This is a genomic window from Pseudomonas sp. RV120224-01b (assembly GCF_003208145.1).
GTDB classification, from domain to species: domain Bacteria; phylum Pseudomonadota; class Gammaproteobacteria; order Pseudomonadales; family Pseudomonadaceae; genus Aquipseudomonas; species Aquipseudomonas monteilii.
Genome location: NZ_QKMQ01000009.1, coordinates 217,657 through 233,716, shown reverse-complemented (window position 1 = coordinate 233,716; position 16,060 = coordinate 217,657). Strand labels below are relative to the sequence as shown.

The following is a 16,060-nucleotide window of genomic DNA, read 5'->3' as shown; positions in this document are numbered from 1 at the left end:
AGCCGAATTGTGGTGGTGAAGACGAAAGACCCGAAAATTCGTAAGACCACAAATTCACATATCCGAATTCGCTAGAGCATCCATCTGGATCTTCTGGCAACAGAATTTCTTGACGACCATAGAGCATTGGAACCACCTGATCCCATCCCGAACTCAGCAGTGAAACGATGCATCGCCGATGGTAGTGTGGGGTTTCCCCATGTGAGAGTAGGTCATCGTCAAGATTCATTTCGCAAAACCCCTATCTGCACATGCAGGTAGGGGTTTTGTCTTTGTGGCCCGAAAAGCCAAGCTCACGCAAGTCTCGGCTTTGCCCAGATCCCTGTAGGAGCGGCTTTAGCCGCGAACACCGGAAAAGCCGGTGCCATCCACCACGTCGCCTGCTTCAAACAACCAAAGCAATCATGAAATGTGCGTCATCTATGCCTGACGAATCGCGGAGCAATGCTACGCTCGCGGAAATACTCAGCACGGATACCCACCATGGAAATGAACTGGCACCAGGCTTTGCAAGAGAGCCTGAGCTGGCTGGCAATCGCCTCGTTCATCACCTTAGTCTGCTTCGCAGCAGCCGCCACACTGGCTGTGCGCTGCACGCGTTGGGGCAGCCAGTTCTGGCAGCTTGCCGGGCCCTATTTCAGTTTCAGGCGCAGTTGGCGGCCGCTGTTGGTGTTTGCGTTGCTGCTGGTGTTGACACTGTTCTCTGTACGGCTGAACGTGCTGTTCTCGTTCTGGTACAACGGCTTCTACAGCGCTTTGCAGGGCCTTGATCAAACCGCGTTCTGGTACTTGCTTGGCGTCTTTGCCGTACTGGCTACCATTCATGTGCTGCGCTCGCTGTTCACGTTTTACGTAACCCAGGCATTCAGCATTCATTGGCGGGTCTGGCTCACCGAGCGTCTGACCCACGACTGGATGAAAGGCGATGCCTACTACCGCGGCCAGTTCCTCGCCGAGCCGGTGGACAACCCCGATCAGCGTATCGAACTGGATATCAACGCCTTCGTCACCAACTCGGTGAGCCTGGCGTTGGGCGCGGTCAGTGCGCTGGTTTCGCTGGTGGCATTCACCGGCATTCTCTGGGGGCTGTCGGCACCGCTGACGGTGGCCGGGATGGAGATCCCCCGGGCGATGGTGTTTGCCGTGTACCTGTATGTCATCGTCGCCACCTGGGTCGCCTTCCGCCTCGGGCGCCCATTGATCCGCCTGAATTTCCTCAACGAAAAACTCACTGCGAACTTCCGCTATGCGCTGATGCGCTTGCGTGAAAACGCCGAGAACATCGCCTTCTACCAAGGTGCTCAGGTCGAGCGGGGCACCTTGTTGGGCCGCTTTGCTGCCTTGATCGTGAATGCTTGGGCGTTGGTGTTCCGAAACCTCAAGTTCAGTGGTTTCAACCTGGGCGTCAGCCAGGTTGCCGTGGTGTTCCCGTTCATTCTGCAGGCGCCGCGTTTCTTCAGCGGAGCGATCAAGCTGGGCGACGTCATGCAAACGTCCCAGGCATTTGGCCAGGTGCAGGATTCGTTATCGTTCTTCCGTGAGTCATATGATGCGTTTGCCCAGTACCGGGCGACCCTCGACCGTCTGACCGGGTTTCTCGATGCCAATGAGCAGGCGAGCGCATTGCCACGCGTCCTGACCGAAGACCAGGCGCATGCACTGCAGATCACCCGCCTGCAGGTGCTGCGTCCGGACGGGCACGCCCTTATTGCCGACCTGGACCTGAGCCTGCACGCGGGTCAGGCGCTTTTGATCAAAGGGCCATCGGGCAGTGGTAAAACCACGCTGCTGCGCGCCCTGGCGGGCCTTTGGCCGTATGCCGAAGGTGAGGTCAGGCGGCCAATGGGCCATCAGGCACTGTTCCTGTCGCAGCGCCCGTACCTGCCACTGGGTGACTTGCGTACTGTCATTGCCTACCCGGCAGCCAGCAAGCCTGAGGATGAGGCGCGGATGCAGCAGGCGTTGCGCCAGGTCAACCTGGCTCACCTGGCCGAGCGCCTGGACGTCAGTTGCGACTGGTCACACATTCTTTCGGTGGGTGAGCAGCAGCGTCTGGCATTCGCCCGGGTACTGTTCAACCGGCCGCAGGTGGTGTTCCTCGACGAGTCCACCTCGGCGATGGACGAGGGCCTCGAACATGCCTTGTATGCGTTGTTGCGCTCGGAAATGCCGGATGCACTGCTGGTCAGTGTCGGCCACCGCAGCACGCTGGCAGCGTTCCATACCCATCGGCTGGAAGTGGATGGGCATGGCGGTTGGTCGTTGCTGGAGCAGGAGGCTGCGCTGGCCTAGTCCGCGTCCGGGTGCTGATCACCGTCCAGCATGGCGATCAGCCGGGCGCTTTCCAGGCTCAGCGCAGCAGTATCAACCCCACCAGGGTGGCGCCAGCGAACCCCGCGCCGACCAGAAAGGTTGCCTGAAATCCTGCACCATCCCACAGCAATCCGGCTACCACGCTGGCGGCCAGCAGTGCCACACCGGTCAGCAGGTTGAACAGGCCGAAGGCGGTACCACGCAGGTTGGCCTGGGCACTGTCGGCGATCATGGCCGCGAAGACACCTTGGCTGAAGCCCAGGTGCAGGCCCCAGGCTGCAACCCCCAGGGCCAGCCCGCCCCAGCCCGGTAGCAGGGCCAGCAGCAGGTCGGCAGCGATCAGCAAACCCAACCCGGCCATCAGCACGCCTCGGCGCCCCACCCGGTCCGACAGCACCCCGGCAGGGTAGGCCGACAGTGAGTAGGCCAGCGCCATCAAGACCAGCACCGCCGGCGCCCACAGCGGTGCCAGGCCCATGTCCTGGGCACGCAGCAGCAGGAACGCTTCGCTGAAACGGGCGAGGGTGAACAACGTTGCCAGGCCGATCAGTCGCCAATACGCCGACCCGAGGTGCACCATCTCGTGCAGTGCCAGCGGTGTGCGTACCGGCCGTGCGGCAGGCGGCGTTTCAGGTTCGCGAACCAAGGCGATGAGAATGTACACCGCTATAAACGCCGGGATCACCGCTACCCAGAACACGGTTTGAAAATGGCTCGCGGTCAGCCACATCAGCACGATTGCCAACAACGGCCCGAGGAAGGCGCCCACGGTATCGAGCGCCTGGCGCAGGCCGAACGCCGCGCCCCGTAGCTCGGCGGGGGTGACATCGGCCACCAGCGCATCGCGCGGCGCCCCGCGGATGCCTTTGCCGACCCGGTCCACGAAACGTGCTGCGGTCAGCCACTCCAGCCCGGAGGCAATGGGGAACACCGGCTTGGTCAGCGCAGCCAGGCCATAGCCGAGCACCGTCAGCAGCTTGCGCTTGCCCAGCCGGTCGCTGAGGGCGCCGGAAAACACCTTGGTGATCGATGCGGTCGCTTCGGCAATGCCTTCGATAACGCCCACCGCGACTACCGACGTGCCGAGCACGGTAACCATGTACAGCGGCAGCAGCGCATGGATCATCTCCGAGGAGATATCCATGAACATCGACACGAAGCCCAGCGCCCAGACGCTACGAGGGATCTTCGGCAGGCTTCTGGTGGTGTGTGCAGAGCGGCTGTCTTCATTGCTGCGCATCTGGGCTCCCGACAGAGTTGCTACGTTCGAAACTGTAGGAGCCTCCGTGCAGGATGCAAATCGGATGAGTGGGTAGCGGCAATGGCCAGTGTGCTCACCACCCAGGTCGCTGGGTGGTGGCGTGTAGCCTGAGCGCCGTGACACGCGCCGGTTGCCGAGGCTACTGCGCGGCCCGCCGCAGGCACGCTCGTTCAGGGGAGTCGTTACAGGCCCTGAAGCACTTCACGAAAAACGTCCGGGCGAGAAGCTGCAATGTGGAGTAGGGACCGAGCGGCACCTGATGGCGCGCGCCTACCTTGCTCCCACTCCTGAAGCGTGCGTACTGAAACGCCCAGCAACTCGGCAAACTTGAGCTGGGAGAGCCCCGTTTTGCTCCGTGCCTCGGCGGCCTTGGTCACCTCTATCTGATGTACTGCACCATAGCGACCAGCTTTCACATTGCGTATGGACTCCAGCAACTCCTCACCGATGTTACGGCTGGCATCGCGCAGCATCAGCTCTTTTTCAGTCAGGGGCATGGTTGAGCTCCTTGGTAATATCCCTACGTCTTTGACGTAGTTATTTTGCTATGTTCGGCTGAGCTCAAGAAGCGTGGGGATGTATCGACGGGTTTCTGGCGAGCGCGTTGGCGCTGACGCTGCCGAGGCCACTGCGCGGCCCACCGCAGGCAAGCCACCTCCTACAAGGGCCGCGCAAGACTTCGTAGGTTGCGAACAGCAACTGCTCTATCCCGGGTTTCAGCAAAGTTCCGTTACAAACATGTAAACTTCGTAAATAAGATTTACTCGCATTTGCATCTCTCTATATTTACCTCCCCTGTTGGCCACCAAACTGTGTTTGTGGGGCCGGTGGGCGAGGGCCCCCGGTTTCCGACAGGGATGTGCCTTTTCGCTCATGAATCGCAGGAGATGTACCCATGCAGTGCAGAACTTCACCCAATAGCCTGGCCCTGGCGTTCGTCGCGCTGGCGTCGCCGGCCATGATGGCCACCGCGGCGCAAGCCGAGGAGCAGCGTGCGGGTGAGGTGCTGGAGGTGCCGGTCGCCGACAATGCGCTGGTGATCCAGGACACCCTGATCACCGCCGAGCGCGAGGCGCGCCAGGCATTGGGCTCGTCGATCATCACCGCCGAAGACATCAAGCGCCACCCGCCGAGCAATGACCTGTCCGACATCATCCGCCGCGAGCCCGGTGTCAACCTGACCGGCAACAGCGCCAGCGGCGCGCGGGGTAACAACCGCCAGATCGACCTGCGCGGCATGGGCCCGGAGAACACCTTGATCCTCATCGACGGCAAACCGTCCAGCGCCCGCAACGCCGTGCGTTATGGCTGGAACGGCGACCGCGATACCCGAGGTGAAACCAACTGGGTGCCGGCCGAAGCGGTCGAGCGCATCGAGATCCTGCGCGGCCCGGCTGCCGCACGCTACGGTTCCGGCGCCATGGGCGGGGTGGTCAACATCATCACCAAGCGCCCCACCGATGAACTGAAGGGCAGTGTCAGCCTGTATACCCAATTGCCGGAAGACAGCGCCGAAGGCGCCAGCCGCCGCGCCAACTTCAACCTGGGTGGCGGCCTTACCGACAACCTCGGGTTCCGCCTGTATGGCGGCTTGGCCAAGACCGACGCCGACGACCTCGACATCAACGCCAGCCACGCCAACAGCGCACTGGTTGCCGGACGCGAAGGTGTGCGCAACAAAGACATCAATGGCTTGCTGAGCTGGAAGCTCAACGACGAGCACCGCCTTGAAGCCAGCGCAGGCTACAGCCGTCAGGGCAACATCTACGCGGGCGACACCATGAACAGCAACGGCGGCAGCGATGTCGCGTTGATTTCCAGCCTGTATGGCCACGAAACCAACATCATGCAGCGCAGCACGTACGACCTGACCCACTTGGGCGACTTTACCTGGGGCACCAGCAAGACCACCCTGGCGTACGAGTACGTGCGTAACTGGCGCCTCAACGAGGGCCTGGCCGGTGGCCCGGAAGGCGCGATCAACGACAGCGGCGCGGCGATGTCGCGGCTGCGCAACACCCGTTTGAGCAGTGAGGTCAACCTGCCGTTCGCCATGGGCAGCACTGAACATGTGCTGACCTTGGGCGGTGAGTACTTGTACGAGTCGCTCAATGACCAGGGCTCGTTCCGCCCGCAAAGCTTCGACCCGAGCGGTTCGGGCAGTGATGCGATCAGCGGCTTCGATCGCAGCGATACGAAGATGACGGCCAGAAGCTATGCGTTGTTCGTCGAGGACAATATCGTCCTGGGTGATACGACCGTGACGCCCGGCCTGCGCTTTGACCATCACGAGATGTTTGGCGACAACTTCAGCCCAAGCCTGAACCTGTCGCACAAACTGACCGAGGCACTGTCGGTCAAGGGCGGCATTGCTCGTGCCTACAAGGTACCCAACCTGTACCAGTCCAACCCCAATTACCTGCTCTACAGCCGTGGCCAGGGCTGCAGTGTGCAGCAGACCAACTCTGGCGGCTGCTACCTGCAAGGTAATGCCGACCTCAAGCCAGAGATCAGCGTCAACAAGGAAATCGGCCTGCTGTACGACCGTGGCACCTGGCGTACCAGCGCGACCTATTTCCGCAACGACTACAAGAACAAGATCATCGGCGGGACCGATGTGCTCTACGCCATTAACAGCGGTCGCCGCGTGACCCAGTGGGAGAACGCGGGCGAAGCGCGGGTGGAAGGTATCGAAGGCAACTTCTTCATCGAACTGACTCCGACCCTGGACTGGAACACCAACCTGACCTGGATGCTCGACAACGACAACCGCGAAACCGGCGAGCCGCTGTCGGTGATTCCGGAGTACACCGTCAACACCACCCTCGACTGGCGCGCCACCGAGCAGCTGTCGTTCCAGGTAGCGGGCACCTACTTTGGCAAGCAGAAGTCGCCGACCTACAACTACCGCACCCAGCAAGACTACGACAAGACCGCCCAGCAGGACGTCGAGGCGTATGGCCTGGTGGACCTGAGTGCCGGGTACAAGTTCAACGCCAACTACGACGTGCGGGTAGGCGTGAACAACGTGTTCGACAAGCAGATCCTGCGTGGCGGCAACGCCAGCAGCTCGGGGGCCAACACCTATAACCAGCCGGGCAGGGCGGTGTTTGCTGCGCTGAATATCAACTTCTGATCCAAGGGGCCGTTGTGCGGCCCAATCGCCGGCAAGCCAGCTCCCACAGAATCTGCACAGTCATCGAGCCCTGTGCAGTCCCTGTGGGAGCTGGCTTGCCGGCGATTGGGCTGCGCAGCAGCCCTGGCCTCATCACTGGACTCAAGGAGCCCTCCGATGATCAAAGCCCCTGCCTGGCTACAGATTCTCTCCCGCACCAGTGCCGCACTGCTCGGCGGCTATGCCTTCAGCTACGCCGCCACTGCCTGCCTGGCCCGCATCCTGGCGCTGTCTGCCACCGACGCGGTCATCGTCGCGACCCTGCCCGCGTTCATTTTCTACACCGCCACCATCCTCTGGGCCTTTGCCAGCCGTGATGCCTTGCGCGCCTGGGCGCCGCTGGCGCTGGCCGTGCCCCTGGCCCTGGTCGGTTTCTGGCCGCAGATACTGGAGCGCCTGGCATGAAAAACACCTTCACCCAGTCGATGGCGTGGCTGCACACCTGGGCCGGCTTGATCTTCGGCTGGCTGCTGTTCGCCATTTTCGTTACCGGCACGCTGGCAGTGTTCGACAAGGAGCTCAACCACTGGATGCAGCCGGAAATCCCGGCCACTCAGGTGTCCCAGGCCGCCGCCGCGCAGCGTGCCATCGCCTACCTGCAGGCCCATGAGCCGAAGGCCGGCAACTGGGGCATCAGCCTGCCGAGCGAGCGCTCGCCAGGCCTGCGCGTGTCCACCGGCGAGCGGCGCCACGGTGGCGGCGTACAGCTCGACCCGCGCACCGGCGAAGCCATCGAGGTGCGTGACAGCGTCGGCGGCAACTTTTTCTTCCGCTTCCACTTCACCCTCGACCTGCCACGCAACTGGGGCATCTTCGTGGTCGGCGCGCTGGCGCTGGTGATGCTGGCCGCATTGGTGACCGGCATTGTCATCCACAAGAAGATCTTCAAGGAGTTCTTCACCTTCCGGCCGAACAAGGGCCAGCGCTCGTGGCTGGATTTTCACAACGCCAGTGCGGTGCTGCTGCTGCCGTTCCACCTGATGATCACCTATACCGGCCTGGTGATCTTCATGCTCATTTATATCCCTGCCGGGGTGGACGCACTCTTTGCCGGTGACACCCGCGCCTACTTCCAGGCACAGGGTAATGCCCGCCTGGAGCAACCCCGTGGCCTGGCCAGGCAGCCGGCCACCCTGGTCGATGTGGCGCCGTTGCTGGCCCAGGCCGAGGCGCGGCTGGGGCCTATTGGCGGCTTGAACATTCGCAACCCCAACACTGCAGCGGCGCGTATCGAAATCCGCCCCGAACTGGGCAACCGCATCGCCCTCGCCAAGGGGCAGGCCATGGTTTTCGACGGCGTCAGCGGGGTGTTACTCAGCGACGTGCCTGAATGGCGTGCGGCGCCGCTGACCCAACGGGTCATGGTCGGCCTGCACTTCGCCCAGTTCGGCGGCTACCCGATGCGCTGGCTGTACTTCATGTGCGGGTTGGTCAGTTGCCTGATGATCGCCAGCGGGCTGGTGCTGTTCTGCGTCAAGCGTGGGCGTAAATACGCCAGCGCCACCGCCGAAACATCGGCACGGCGTTGGTACCGGGTGGCCGAAGTGTGCAACGTAGGCTTTATCAGCGGCCTGCTGCTGGCATGCGTGGGGCTGCTGTGGGCCAGCCGTTTGCTACCGGTGGATTTGATGCAGCGGGAAAGCTGGGAAGTGCGCGCGTTCTTCGGCGTATGGCTGCTGGCGCTGTTGCATGCCGGCGTCAGGCCGGCGCGGCGCGCCTGGGTCGAACAACTGCTGCTGGCGGCATTGCTGTGCATCGGTCTGGGTGCATTTGGCGGCCTTGAAGACACGATGCGTATGGGCGTAGCGGGCTGTGCGCTGGTGCTGGGGGTGTTGCTCGGTCTGGTGGCCTGGCGGGTGTGGCAAGCACAGCCAGCGCAACAGAAGACCAGGGTGGGCCGGCAACAGGAGGCCAAGGCATGATGATGTGGATCATAGGTGGCGTGGTGTTCGCCTACGCCGGCATGCTTGGGCTGTGCCAAGGGCTGGAGCGGCATTACAAGCAAGTGTGGAGCCGGGCGTGCCCACCCGCGCTGCGTGTCGGCCTGCGCAGTGCAGGTTGGTTGGCGTTGCTGGCCAGCCTGATGATGTGTGCCCAGGCCTGGGGCTGGGCCATGGGGCCGGTGGCCTGGTTCGGCGCGCTGTCGTTGGCGGGGTTGCTGCTGGTGATGCTGCTGCCGTACTGGCCGCGGATGGCGGTCGGGTTGGTGGCCGCGGTGCCGGTGTGGGGCCTGGTGTCACTGATACTTTGACCGGGCCTCATCGCGGTAAAGGCTGCTACGACATAGTTGCAGCCAAAAGCTTCGCAGCGTGTTAAACCATGGGCCCCAGCCTGCTGCGAGAGAGCCCCGGTGAAAGCCGTCCGCCTGACCCTGATCTGCCATGCCCTGACCCAGGCCCAGAAGGTCGGGCGCCTGCACCGTACAGATGACGGCATCTTGCCGTTGACGCAACAACCCGACGCCATGCTGCCCGGCATGCAACTGCTGGCTGCGCCAGAGCGACGAGCCTGCGAGACGGCTACGTGGTTGGCGGGGCAGGTGCAGGTCGAACCAGGCTTGGCCGATTGCGACCTGGGTCACTGGCAGGGGCTGGCGTTGAAGCAATTGCAGGCTGAGCAGCCTGAAGCATTGGCGAAATGGTTGCAGGACCCGGCCAGTGCGCCGCACGGGGGGGAGTCGTTCGCCGCCCTGTGCCAGCGCCTGGCCGCCTGGCTGGCAGCCTTCGACAGGCCGGGCGATTGGCTGGCGGTGACCCACCCCATGGTCATGCGCGCTGTGTTGGTAGAGGTGTTGGGGTGCCCGATGAAGGCCAGCCAGCGTATCGACGTAGTTCCCCTGTCACGCCTGGATCTGAGCTTTACCGGGCAGTGGCGACTGCGCCTGGCATGAGGCTCAGAACGCCAGCTTGTAGCCGATCAACAGCAGCATCGCCGCCAGGCACGGGCGCAGTACGCGGTCGGAGATCCGCCCGGTGAGGTGGCTGCCCAGGTAGATGCCCGGCAGCGAGCCCAGCAGCAGGTAGCCCAGCAGCGACCAGTCCATGTTGCCCATGCCCGCGTGGCCCAGGCCTGCTACCAGGGTAAGGGGCACGGCGTGGGCGATTTCGGTACCGACCAGGCGGCGGGTGACCAGGAACGGGTACAGCAGGAACAACGCCACGGTGCCCAGGGCGCCAGCACCGATGGAGGTGAGTGTGACCATTACCCCCAGCACAACGCCGGTGAGTACGGTGAGGATGTTCAGGCTGCGATCGCTGAGATGGTAGTGGTCACCGGCATGACGGCTGGCAAAGGCCTGCAGGCGCGATTTGAACAGGATGGCCAGCGCGGTCAGGATCAGCACCACCGCCAGGCCTTGCTTGATGATGGCATTGAGCGCCGAGGTGTCGGTGTGCAGGGTGCTGAGGAACCACAGGGTCAGCGCAGCGGCGGGCACGCTGCCCAGGCTGAGCAGGCCGGTGATTTTCCAGTCGATGTTCTTCTGGCGCGCATGCACCCAGACGCCACTGGCCTTGGTGATGGCGGCATAGAGCAGGTCGGTACCGACGGCCGTAGCCGGGTTGATGCCAAACCACAACAGGATCGGGGTCATCAGCGAGCCGCCACCGACGCCGGTCATGCCGACGATGAAACCCACGACCAGGCCAGCAATGGTGAAACCAAAAGAACCTACATCCATACGCTACTCGACTGCCCAACTTTGCCCGTTATCGGATGCAGCCAGCATATAGATTTTTTTATAGCCAAATAGACTTGTTCGTTATTAGGTTATAACCGAGGCAGCTTAACGATCCGTCATCACCACCATCACATGTGCATCGCCGCCGTCCTCGCTCTCGGACAGGTAGATATGCCCCACCTGGCTGTCGAAATACGCCGTTTCCTGTGGCCCGATGCTCACCGCTTCGCCGGTTTCGAACTCGATGCGCACGCGCCCGCTCAGCACCAGGGCGAACTCTTGCCCGGGGTGGCGGATAAAGTCGTCGAACTGGCCGCGTTCACGGGCGATGATGCGGGCATAAGCCGGCGTCATGCGCCGCTCGGGGAAGTCGCCGGCGATCGGGTGGTAGTCGTAGGTGCCGGTCGAGTAGCCCGCCGCCGCCGGTAATGAATCGACCACCACGGTCACGGGCACCGGGGCGTTGACCGTGGCACCGGAGCGGAACAACTGGGCAATATCGACATTCAGCGCCCGCGCAGCGGCGGCGAGCTTTTCATAACTGACCGACACCTGTGCCAGCTCCATCTTCGACAAGGTGGACAGCGGTACGCCACTGGCTTCGGACAATTGCTTGAGGGTCATCTGGCGCGCCTTGCGCACCTGGCGCAGGCGCTGGCCGACTACGGTGCGGTCAAGCAGGGGTAGGGCAGCGGGCATTCAGCGTTCTCGGCATACGGCGTTGGTCGGGCATCTTACCTTGGACACTTGCGCATTTCTAAATTCTCATATATTAGAATTCTCATAAATGATAATTTGCTTGGCAGGAGCGTGCATGACCCCGATCTACGACACCCTGATCATCGGCGCCGGCATTGCCGGTGCCTCGCTGGGCTATCGCCTGGCTGGCCAGCAGCGGGTGCTGCTGATCGAGCGCGAAGCACAGCCTGGCTACCATTCCACCGGGCGTTCGGCGGCCATGTTCATGGAGGCCTACGGCACTGCGCAGATCCAGGCGCTGACCCGCGCCAGCCGGGCCTTTTATGAAGCCCCGCCAGAGGGCTTCTGCGAGCACCCGCTGCTGGAGCCGCGCGGCTGCCTGTATGTGGCCAGCGTGGAGCAGCGCGAGCTGCTTGAGCAGACCCACGCGCAGAACCTGGCCAATGGCACCGAGGTCAGCCTGCTTGACCGTGATGCCGCGCTGGCACTGGTACCCAGCCTGCGCAGCGAAACCCTGGCGGGCGCAGTGCTGGAGCCGGGCGCGATGGACCTTGATGTGCATGCCTTGCACCAAGGCTTCTTGCGCGGTTTTCGCGCTGCCGGTGGTGAGCTGCGCTGCAACGCCGAGCTGGTCCAGGCCGGGTATCTGGACAACCTGTGGCAGGTGGAATTGGCTGATGGCAGCCGTCTGCAGGCACGTCAGCTGGTCAATGCCGCGGGTGCCTGGGTAGACCGTGTGGCCGAGCAATGCGGTGTGGGGCGCATCGGCCTGCAACCGTGCCGGCGCAGTGCATTTACCTTTCCTGGCCCTGCCGACCAGGACTTCGCCCGTTGGCCGGCGGTGATTGGTGTCGACGAAAGCTTTTACTTCAAACCCGACGCCGGGCAGTTGCTCGGTTCGCCTGCCAACGCCGACCCGGTAGAGCCGCAGGATGCTGCGCCGGAAGAGCTCGATGTGGCGTTGGGCATTTACAACATCGAAAGCATGACCACCTTGACGATCCGCCGCCCCAGTCACACCTGGGCCGGGCTGCGATCGTTCGTTGCGGACGGCGACCTGGTGGTGGGTTTCGATGCACACGCCCCCGCGTTCTTCTGGCTGGCGGCGCAAGGCGGCTATGGCATCCAGTCGGCAGCGGGGGCTTCGCGCCTGGCCGCCGACCTGCTGCTTGGCCAACCCCTGTGCTCCAGCCTTGTCAGCCAGGGCGTGGCGCCCGAGCGCCTGTCCCCGGCCCGTTTCCAGCAACCTTGAAAGGAGCATCCCATGAGCAATGACATCCAGCGTTTCCCCAGCAGCCTGCCGTTCCCGTTTTCCCGTGCAGTGAAGGCCGGTGGTTTTCTGTTTCTCTCCGGCCAGGTGCCGATGAGCGCCAGCGGTGAAGTGGTGCGTGGTGACATCCAGGCCCAGACCCGCGCCGCCTGCGAGCGCATTGCCGAAAGCCTGGCGGCGTGCGGCGCGCGTTTCGACCAGGTGGTAAAGGCCACGGTATGGCTGTCGGACATGAGCCACTTCGCCGGTTTCAACGAGGTGTACAAGGAATTCTTCGGTGCCGCGTTGCCGGTGCGCTCGACAGTGGCCTCGGCGTTGGCGCTGGGGGTGGATGTGGAGATTGAAGTGCAGGCGTTTGTCGGCGATCTGTAACCGAGAACGAATCCATGTGGGAGCGGGCGTGCCCGCGAAGCAGGCTGCGCGGAGGATGGCACGGGCTTCGCCCGTGTTCGCGGGCACGCCCGCTCCCACAGAGATCGCGCCACCTTTTAGATTTTGTGCAAGACATTTGCCCCCACAAAGCTATGCGGTGGCAGTAAGACAACAACAATAAATCCAGAGGTTCACATGCAAGAGCAGCTGAAGATTGCCGGCGCATTTGTCGGCGTGATCGTGGGGGCGGGCTTCGCTTCGGGGCGGGAACTGTTGTTGTTCTTTGTCGATTTCGGTGTGTGGGGGTTGGCGGGGGCACTGGTCAGTGCAGCCCTGTTTACCTTCCTTGGCATGGCCCTGGCCGGGCTGGGCAACCGCCAGCAGGCCACCTCGCACAAGGACGTGATACAGGCCATCTGCGGCCGCCACCTAGGCCTGTTCGTCGACTGGCTGATCACCTTTTTCATGTTCGCCGTCACGGTGGTCATGCTGGCCGGTGGTGGCGCGTTGCTGGAGCAGCAGTTCGGCATTCCGGCACTGACCGGCAGTGTGCTGGTGACGCTGGTGGTGGTGGCGATTGTGTGCCTGGACGTGCGCAAGGTGATCCTGGCCATCGGTGCCATCACACCGCTGTTGATCCTGGTCGCTTCGGCGATTGCACTGTACGCCGTGTTTACCCGTGAACAGAGCTTCGCCGCGCTCGACCAGCTGGCCAGCCAGCAGCAGGCCGGTACCCGGCACTGGCTGTTGGGCGCGTTCCTGTATGTGTCGTACAACATCGTTGCCGGTGCGCCGATCCTGGCCATTCTGGGTGGTTCGGCCAAGGGCGAGAAAACCGCAGTGTGGGGTGGCCTGCTGGGTGGTGCGGCGCTGGGCGGCCTGATGCTGGTGATGAGTGCCGGGCTGTTGTCGCGCCTGGACAGCGTGGCCGACTTGCCCATGCCGATGCTGTCGATTGCCAACGAAGTGTCACCGCTGCTGGGGGTGGTGATGTGCCTGATCATCTTCGGCATGATCGTCAACACGGCAGTGGGTACGTTGTTTTCGTTCCTTTCGCGGCTGCTGCCGGCGGGCACGGCAACGTTCCGCTGGGGTTCGGTGATAACCGGGGTGGTGGCGTTTGGCTGCAGCCTGGTGGGGTTCATCAGCCTGGTGGGGGAGGTGTACCCGTTGTTTGGCTACCTGGGTTTCGTGCTGATGGCGGCGGTGTTGCTGGCCTGGGTGCGGCGGGGCAGGGCCACGAAAGCGGCTGTGGCATAAAAAAGGGGCGCAGAGCGCCCCTCTTCGGGTCCATCAGATTCTGAAGCTGCCCACCAACTGCTTCAAGCGCCCGGCCTGCTGGGCCAGCTGGTCGCAATGACGCAGGGTTTCGTTCAGGTTTTCCACGCCCTGCTGGTTCAGGGCGTTGATCTGGGTGATGTCCAGGTTGAGGCTCTCGACCACGGCGGTCTGCTCTTCGGTCGCGGTCGCCACGGACTGGTTCATGCCATCGATTTCGCCAATGCGCTGGGTCACGCTGGCCAGGCGCTCACCGGCCTGGTTGGCCACCTGCACGGTCTGCTCGCTGGACACCTGGCTGGTGTTCATGGTGTGCACCGCTTCGCGCGAACCTACCTGCAGGCTGGTGATCATGCGGTGGATCTCTTCCGCCGACTCCTGGGTACGGTGTGCCAGGTTGCGCACTTCGTCGGCCACCACGGCAAAGCCACGGCCGGCTTCACCGGCACGGGCCGCCTCGATCGCGGCGTTCAGTGCCAGCAGGTTGGTCTGCTGCGAAATACCCTTGATCACGTCGAGAATCTTGCCGATTTCGTCGGTGCTGGCGTTGAGCGTTTCAATCTGCGCGCAAGACTCGCTGATGCGCTGTGACAAGGCGGTCATGGCGCTGATCGCCTCTTCCACCACTTCACGGCCACCGTGTGCCTGCTCGCTGGCGCCGCTGGCATGCTGCGAAGCATCGGCGGCGTTGCGGGCGATTTCCTGGGTGGCGGCGCCCAGTTCGTTGATGGCAGCCGCCACGCTGTTGGTGCGCATGCTTTGTTCTTCCGAGCCGGTGATCGACGCGTTGGAAGCGCTGACCACCTTTTCCGACAGGTCGTGCACCAGGCGGGTGGCCGAGGACACTTCGCTGATCGAGGCATGGATGCGCTCGACGAAGCGGTTGAACGAGGTGGCCAGTTCGCCGAACTCGTCCTTGTTCTGCACGGTCAGGCGGCGAGTAAGGTCGCCTTCACCCTCGGCGATGTCGCGCATGGCGCGGCCCATGGTGGTCAGCGGGCTCATCAGTACCGGGATCAGCAGACCGAGCAGGCCGGCGATGGCAGCCACGGCAATCAGCATGGCGATGATCGCCGAGGTACGGAACTGGCTGAGTGCGGCGTAAGCCTTGTCCTTGTCGATCGACAGGCCGATGTACCACTGCGCCGACGGCAGGCCAGCTACCGGGGCGAAGGAAATGATGCGGTCCTGGCCGTTGAGGGTGACATCCTGCATGCCGGCGGCAATCCGCAGATTGCTGCCAGGGTAGATGTCCTTGAGGTTCTTCATCACCTGGTCTTTGTCGGGGCTGACAATCACCTGGCCATTGGCGTCTGCCAGGAAGGCGTGGCCGATGCCGCCGAAGTCGACCGAGTTGATGATCTCGACCAGGGTGTCGAGGGTCACGTCACCGCCGACCACACCGATCAGCTCGCCATTGCTTTTGCTCTTCACCGGGGTGGCGATGGTGACCATCAGGCCGCCGACCGCGCCTTGGTAGGGGGCGGTCAGCACGGTCTGCCCGGCGCTGGCGGCGGCGCCATACCAAGGGCGCTGGCGCGGGTCGTAACCGGCAGGCATCTGGGCGTCCGGGCGCTGGGTGAACGCACCGTTGGCCTGGCCCAGGTAAGTGAACAGGAAATTACGCGTGTAGGACGGCTGCTCGATCAGCCCGGCCAGGGTCTCGCCGGCACCTAGCTGGCCGATGTCCTGGGCCAGGTTTTCCAGCACCAGGATGCGCCCGCTCATCCAGTTCTGCACGCTGCTGGCGGTCAGTGCACCGGACTGCTGCACCGACGCTTCGATGTTCTGGCGGATGGTGTTGCGTTGCAGGTAGTCGTTGTAGAGCGTGAACAGGGCAAATGCCAGGACCACGACGCCGCAGGCGCTGAGCAGGATCTTGTGGCGAAATTTCAGGTTCATGTTTCGAGACCTTGAGCCAATGAGGGGAGGGCGCAGCGCGCTCATGACGCACTGCGGGGCCTGTCGACCGGGATATCGGCTAAAGGGGTAAAAGATTGAAGTACTTACAGA

At 63.1% G+C, this 16,060-nt stretch carries 13 protein-coding genes, 1 rRNA gene and 2 pseudogenes; 10 read left to right on the top strand and 6 right to left on the bottom strand.

The window, feature by feature from the left end; translation table 11 throughout:
• The first annotated feature begins 108 nt into the window (after positions 1-108).
• Positions 109-224 (top strand): 5S ribosomal RNA (rrf, locus tag N436_RS16305).
• Positions 225-483: 259 nt separating this feature from the next.
• Positions 484-2,292, top strand: a complete 1,809-nt coding sequence (locus N436_RS16300; protein WP_105947884.1) for an ABC transporter ATP-binding protein/permease — start codon at positions 484-486, stop codon at positions 2,290-2,292.
• A 58-nt stretch (positions 2,293-2,350) separates the two neighbouring features.
• Here the strand turns inward: N436_RS16300 and N436_RS16295 are convergent, their stop codons facing one another.
• Both N436_RS16295 and N436_RS16290 read right to left on the bottom strand, forming a co-directional pair.
• Positions 2,351-3,553, bottom strand: coding sequence for an MFS transporter (locus N436_RS16295; protein ID WP_110741547.1), 1,203 nt, complete (start codon positions 3,551-3,553; stop codon positions 2,351-2,353).
• 203 nt (positions 3,554-3,756) lie between these two features.
• The gene (locus tag N436_RS16290; protein ID WP_060498405.1) at positions 3,757-4,071 is read right to left on the bottom strand and encodes a DNA-binding transcriptional regulator; all 315 of its coding nucleotides are present in this window, start codon (positions 4,069-4,071) and stop codon (positions 3,757-3,759) included.
• Positions 4,072-4,469: 398 nt separating this feature from the next.
• On the opposite strand from N436_RS16290, the gene N436_RS16285 reads away from it, so the two are divergent.
• The 5 genes from N436_RS16285 (at position 4,470) to N436_RS16265 (ending at position 9,639) form a co-directional block, all read left to right on the top strand.
• Entirely contained in the window at positions 4,470-6,710 is a 2,241-nt protein-coding gene (locus N436_RS16285; RefSeq protein ID WP_105947886.1) for a TonB-dependent siderophore receptor, read from the top strand.
• 156 nt (positions 6,711-6,866) lie between these two features.
• Complete coding sequence (locus tag N436_RS16280) at positions 6,867-7,154, top strand: iron transporter (RefSeq protein ID WP_105947887.1); 288 nt, start codon at positions 6,867-6,869, stop codon at positions 7,152-7,154.
• Positions 7,151-8,671, top strand: coding sequence for a PepSY domain-containing protein (locus N436_RS16275; RefSeq protein WP_105947888.1), 1,521 nt, complete (start codon positions 7,151-7,153; stop codon positions 8,669-8,671). The genes N436_RS16280 and N436_RS16275 overlap by 4 nt, the downstream gene beginning before the upstream one ends.
• A complete protein-coding gene (locus N436_RS16270) occupies positions 8,668-9,000 on the top strand; it encodes a DUF3325 domain-containing protein (protein ID WP_105947889.1) in 333 nt (110 codons plus the stop codon). The genes N436_RS16275 and N436_RS16270 overlap by 4 nt, the downstream gene beginning before the upstream one ends.
• Positions 9,001-9,099: 99 nt before the next feature.
• On the top strand, positions 9,100-9,639 hold the full coding sequence (locus tag N436_RS16265; protein ID WP_105947890.1) for a histidine phosphatase family protein: 540 nt from the start codon (positions 9,100-9,102) through the stop codon (positions 9,637-9,639).
• Positions 9,640-9,642: 3 nt separating this feature from the next.
• Here the strand turns inward: N436_RS16265 and N436_RS16260 are convergent, their stop codons facing one another.
• Both N436_RS16260 and N436_RS16255 read right to left on the bottom strand, forming a co-directional pair.
• On the bottom strand, positions 9,643-10,428 hold the full coding sequence (locus tag N436_RS16260; protein WP_012271535.1) for a sulfite exporter TauE/SafE family protein: 786 nt from the start codon (positions 10,426-10,428) through the stop codon (positions 9,643-9,645).
• 105 nt (positions 10,429-10,533) lie between these two features.
• A complete protein-coding gene (locus N436_RS16255; protein ID WP_105947891.1) occupies positions 10,534-11,127 on the bottom strand; it encodes a helix-turn-helix domain-containing protein in 594 nt (197 codons plus the stop codon).
• 115 nt (positions 11,128-11,242) lie between these two features.
• On the opposite strand from N436_RS16255, the gene N436_RS16250 reads away from it, so the two are divergent.
• The 3 genes from N436_RS16250 to N436_RS16235 all read left to right on the top strand — a co-directional run bounded on the left by N436_RS16250 (position 11,243) and on the right by N436_RS16235 (position 14,029).
• Complete coding sequence (locus N436_RS16250) at positions 11,243-12,379, top strand: FAD-binding oxidoreductase (protein WP_110741546.1); 1,137 nt, start codon at positions 11,243-11,245, stop codon at positions 12,377-12,379.
• A 12-nt stretch (positions 12,380-12,391) separates the two neighbouring features.
• Positions 12,392-12,769: a RidA family protein gene (locus N436_RS16245; protein WP_012271538.1), complete on the top strand. Its 378-nt coding sequence runs from the start codon at positions 12,392-12,394 to the stop codon at positions 12,767-12,769.
• Positions 12,770-12,964: 195 nt separating this feature from the next.
• Positions 12,965-14,029, top strand: coding sequence for a hypothetical protein (locus N436_RS16235; RefSeq protein ID WP_105947893.1), 1,065 nt, complete (start codon positions 12,965-12,967; stop codon positions 14,027-14,029).
• 33 nt (positions 14,030-14,062) lie between these two features.
• On the opposite strand, the pseudogene mcpA (N436_RS28975) reads toward N436_RS16235, so the two are convergent.
• Positions 14,063-14,659, bottom strand: a pseudogene (mcpA, locus tag N436_RS28975) (methyl-accepting chemotaxis protein McpA); the annotation flags it as partial.
• Between the two features lie 258 nt (positions 14,660-14,917).
• Positions 14,918-15,949: pseudogene (mcpA, locus tag N436_RS28970) on the bottom strand (methyl-accepting chemotaxis protein McpA); the annotation flags it as partial.
• Positions 15,950-16,060: the final 111 nt, after the last annotated feature.

Excerpts from the sequence above, each read along its gene's own strand:
- N436_RS16280 (WP_105947887.1), top strand. The coding sequence starts at position 6,867 with ATGATCAAAGCCCCTGCCTGGCTACAGATTCTCTCCCGCACCAGTGCC.
- N436_RS16245 (WP_012271538.1), top strand. The coding sequence starts at position 12,392 with ATGAGCAATGACATCCAGCGTTTCCCCAGCAGCCTGCCGTTCCCGTTT.
- N436_RS16285 (WP_105947886.1), top strand. The coding sequence starts at position 4,470 with ATGCAGTGCAGAACTTCACCCAATAGCCTGGCCCTGGCGTTCGTCGCG.
- N436_RS16255 (WP_105947891.1), bottom strand. The coding sequence starts at position 11,127 with ATGCCCGCTGCCCTACCCCTGCTTGACCGCACCGTAGTCGGCCAGCGC.
- N436_RS16275 (WP_105947888.1), top strand. The coding sequence starts at position 7,151 with ATGAAAAACACCTTCACCCAGTCGATGGCGTGGCTGCACACCTGGGCC.
- N436_RS16295 (WP_110741547.1), bottom strand. The coding sequence starts at position 3,553 with ATGCGCAGCAATGAAGACAGCCGCTCTGCACACACCACCAGAAGCCTG.
- N436_RS16270 (WP_105947889.1), top strand. The coding sequence starts at position 8,668 with ATGATGATGTGGATCATAGGTGGCGTGGTGTTCGCCTACGCCGGCATG.
- N436_RS16290 (WP_060498405.1), bottom strand. The coding sequence starts at position 4,071 with ATGCCCCTGACTGAAAAAGAGCTGATGCTGCGCGATGCCAGCCGTAAC.
- N436_RS16235 (WP_105947893.1), top strand. The coding sequence starts at position 12,965 with ATGCAAGAGCAGCTGAAGATTGCCGGCGCATTTGTCGGCGTGATCGTG.
- N436_RS16250 (WP_110741546.1), top strand. The coding sequence starts at position 11,243 with ATGACCCCGATCTACGACACCCTGATCATCGGCGCCGGCATTGCCGGT.
- N436_RS16300 (WP_105947884.1), top strand. The coding sequence starts at position 484 with ATGGAAATGAACTGGCACCAGGCTTTGCAAGAGAGCCTGAGCTGGCTG.
- N436_RS16260 (WP_012271535.1), bottom strand. The coding sequence starts at position 10,428 with ATGGATGTAGGTTCTTTTGGTTTCACCATTGCTGGCCTGGTCGTGGGT.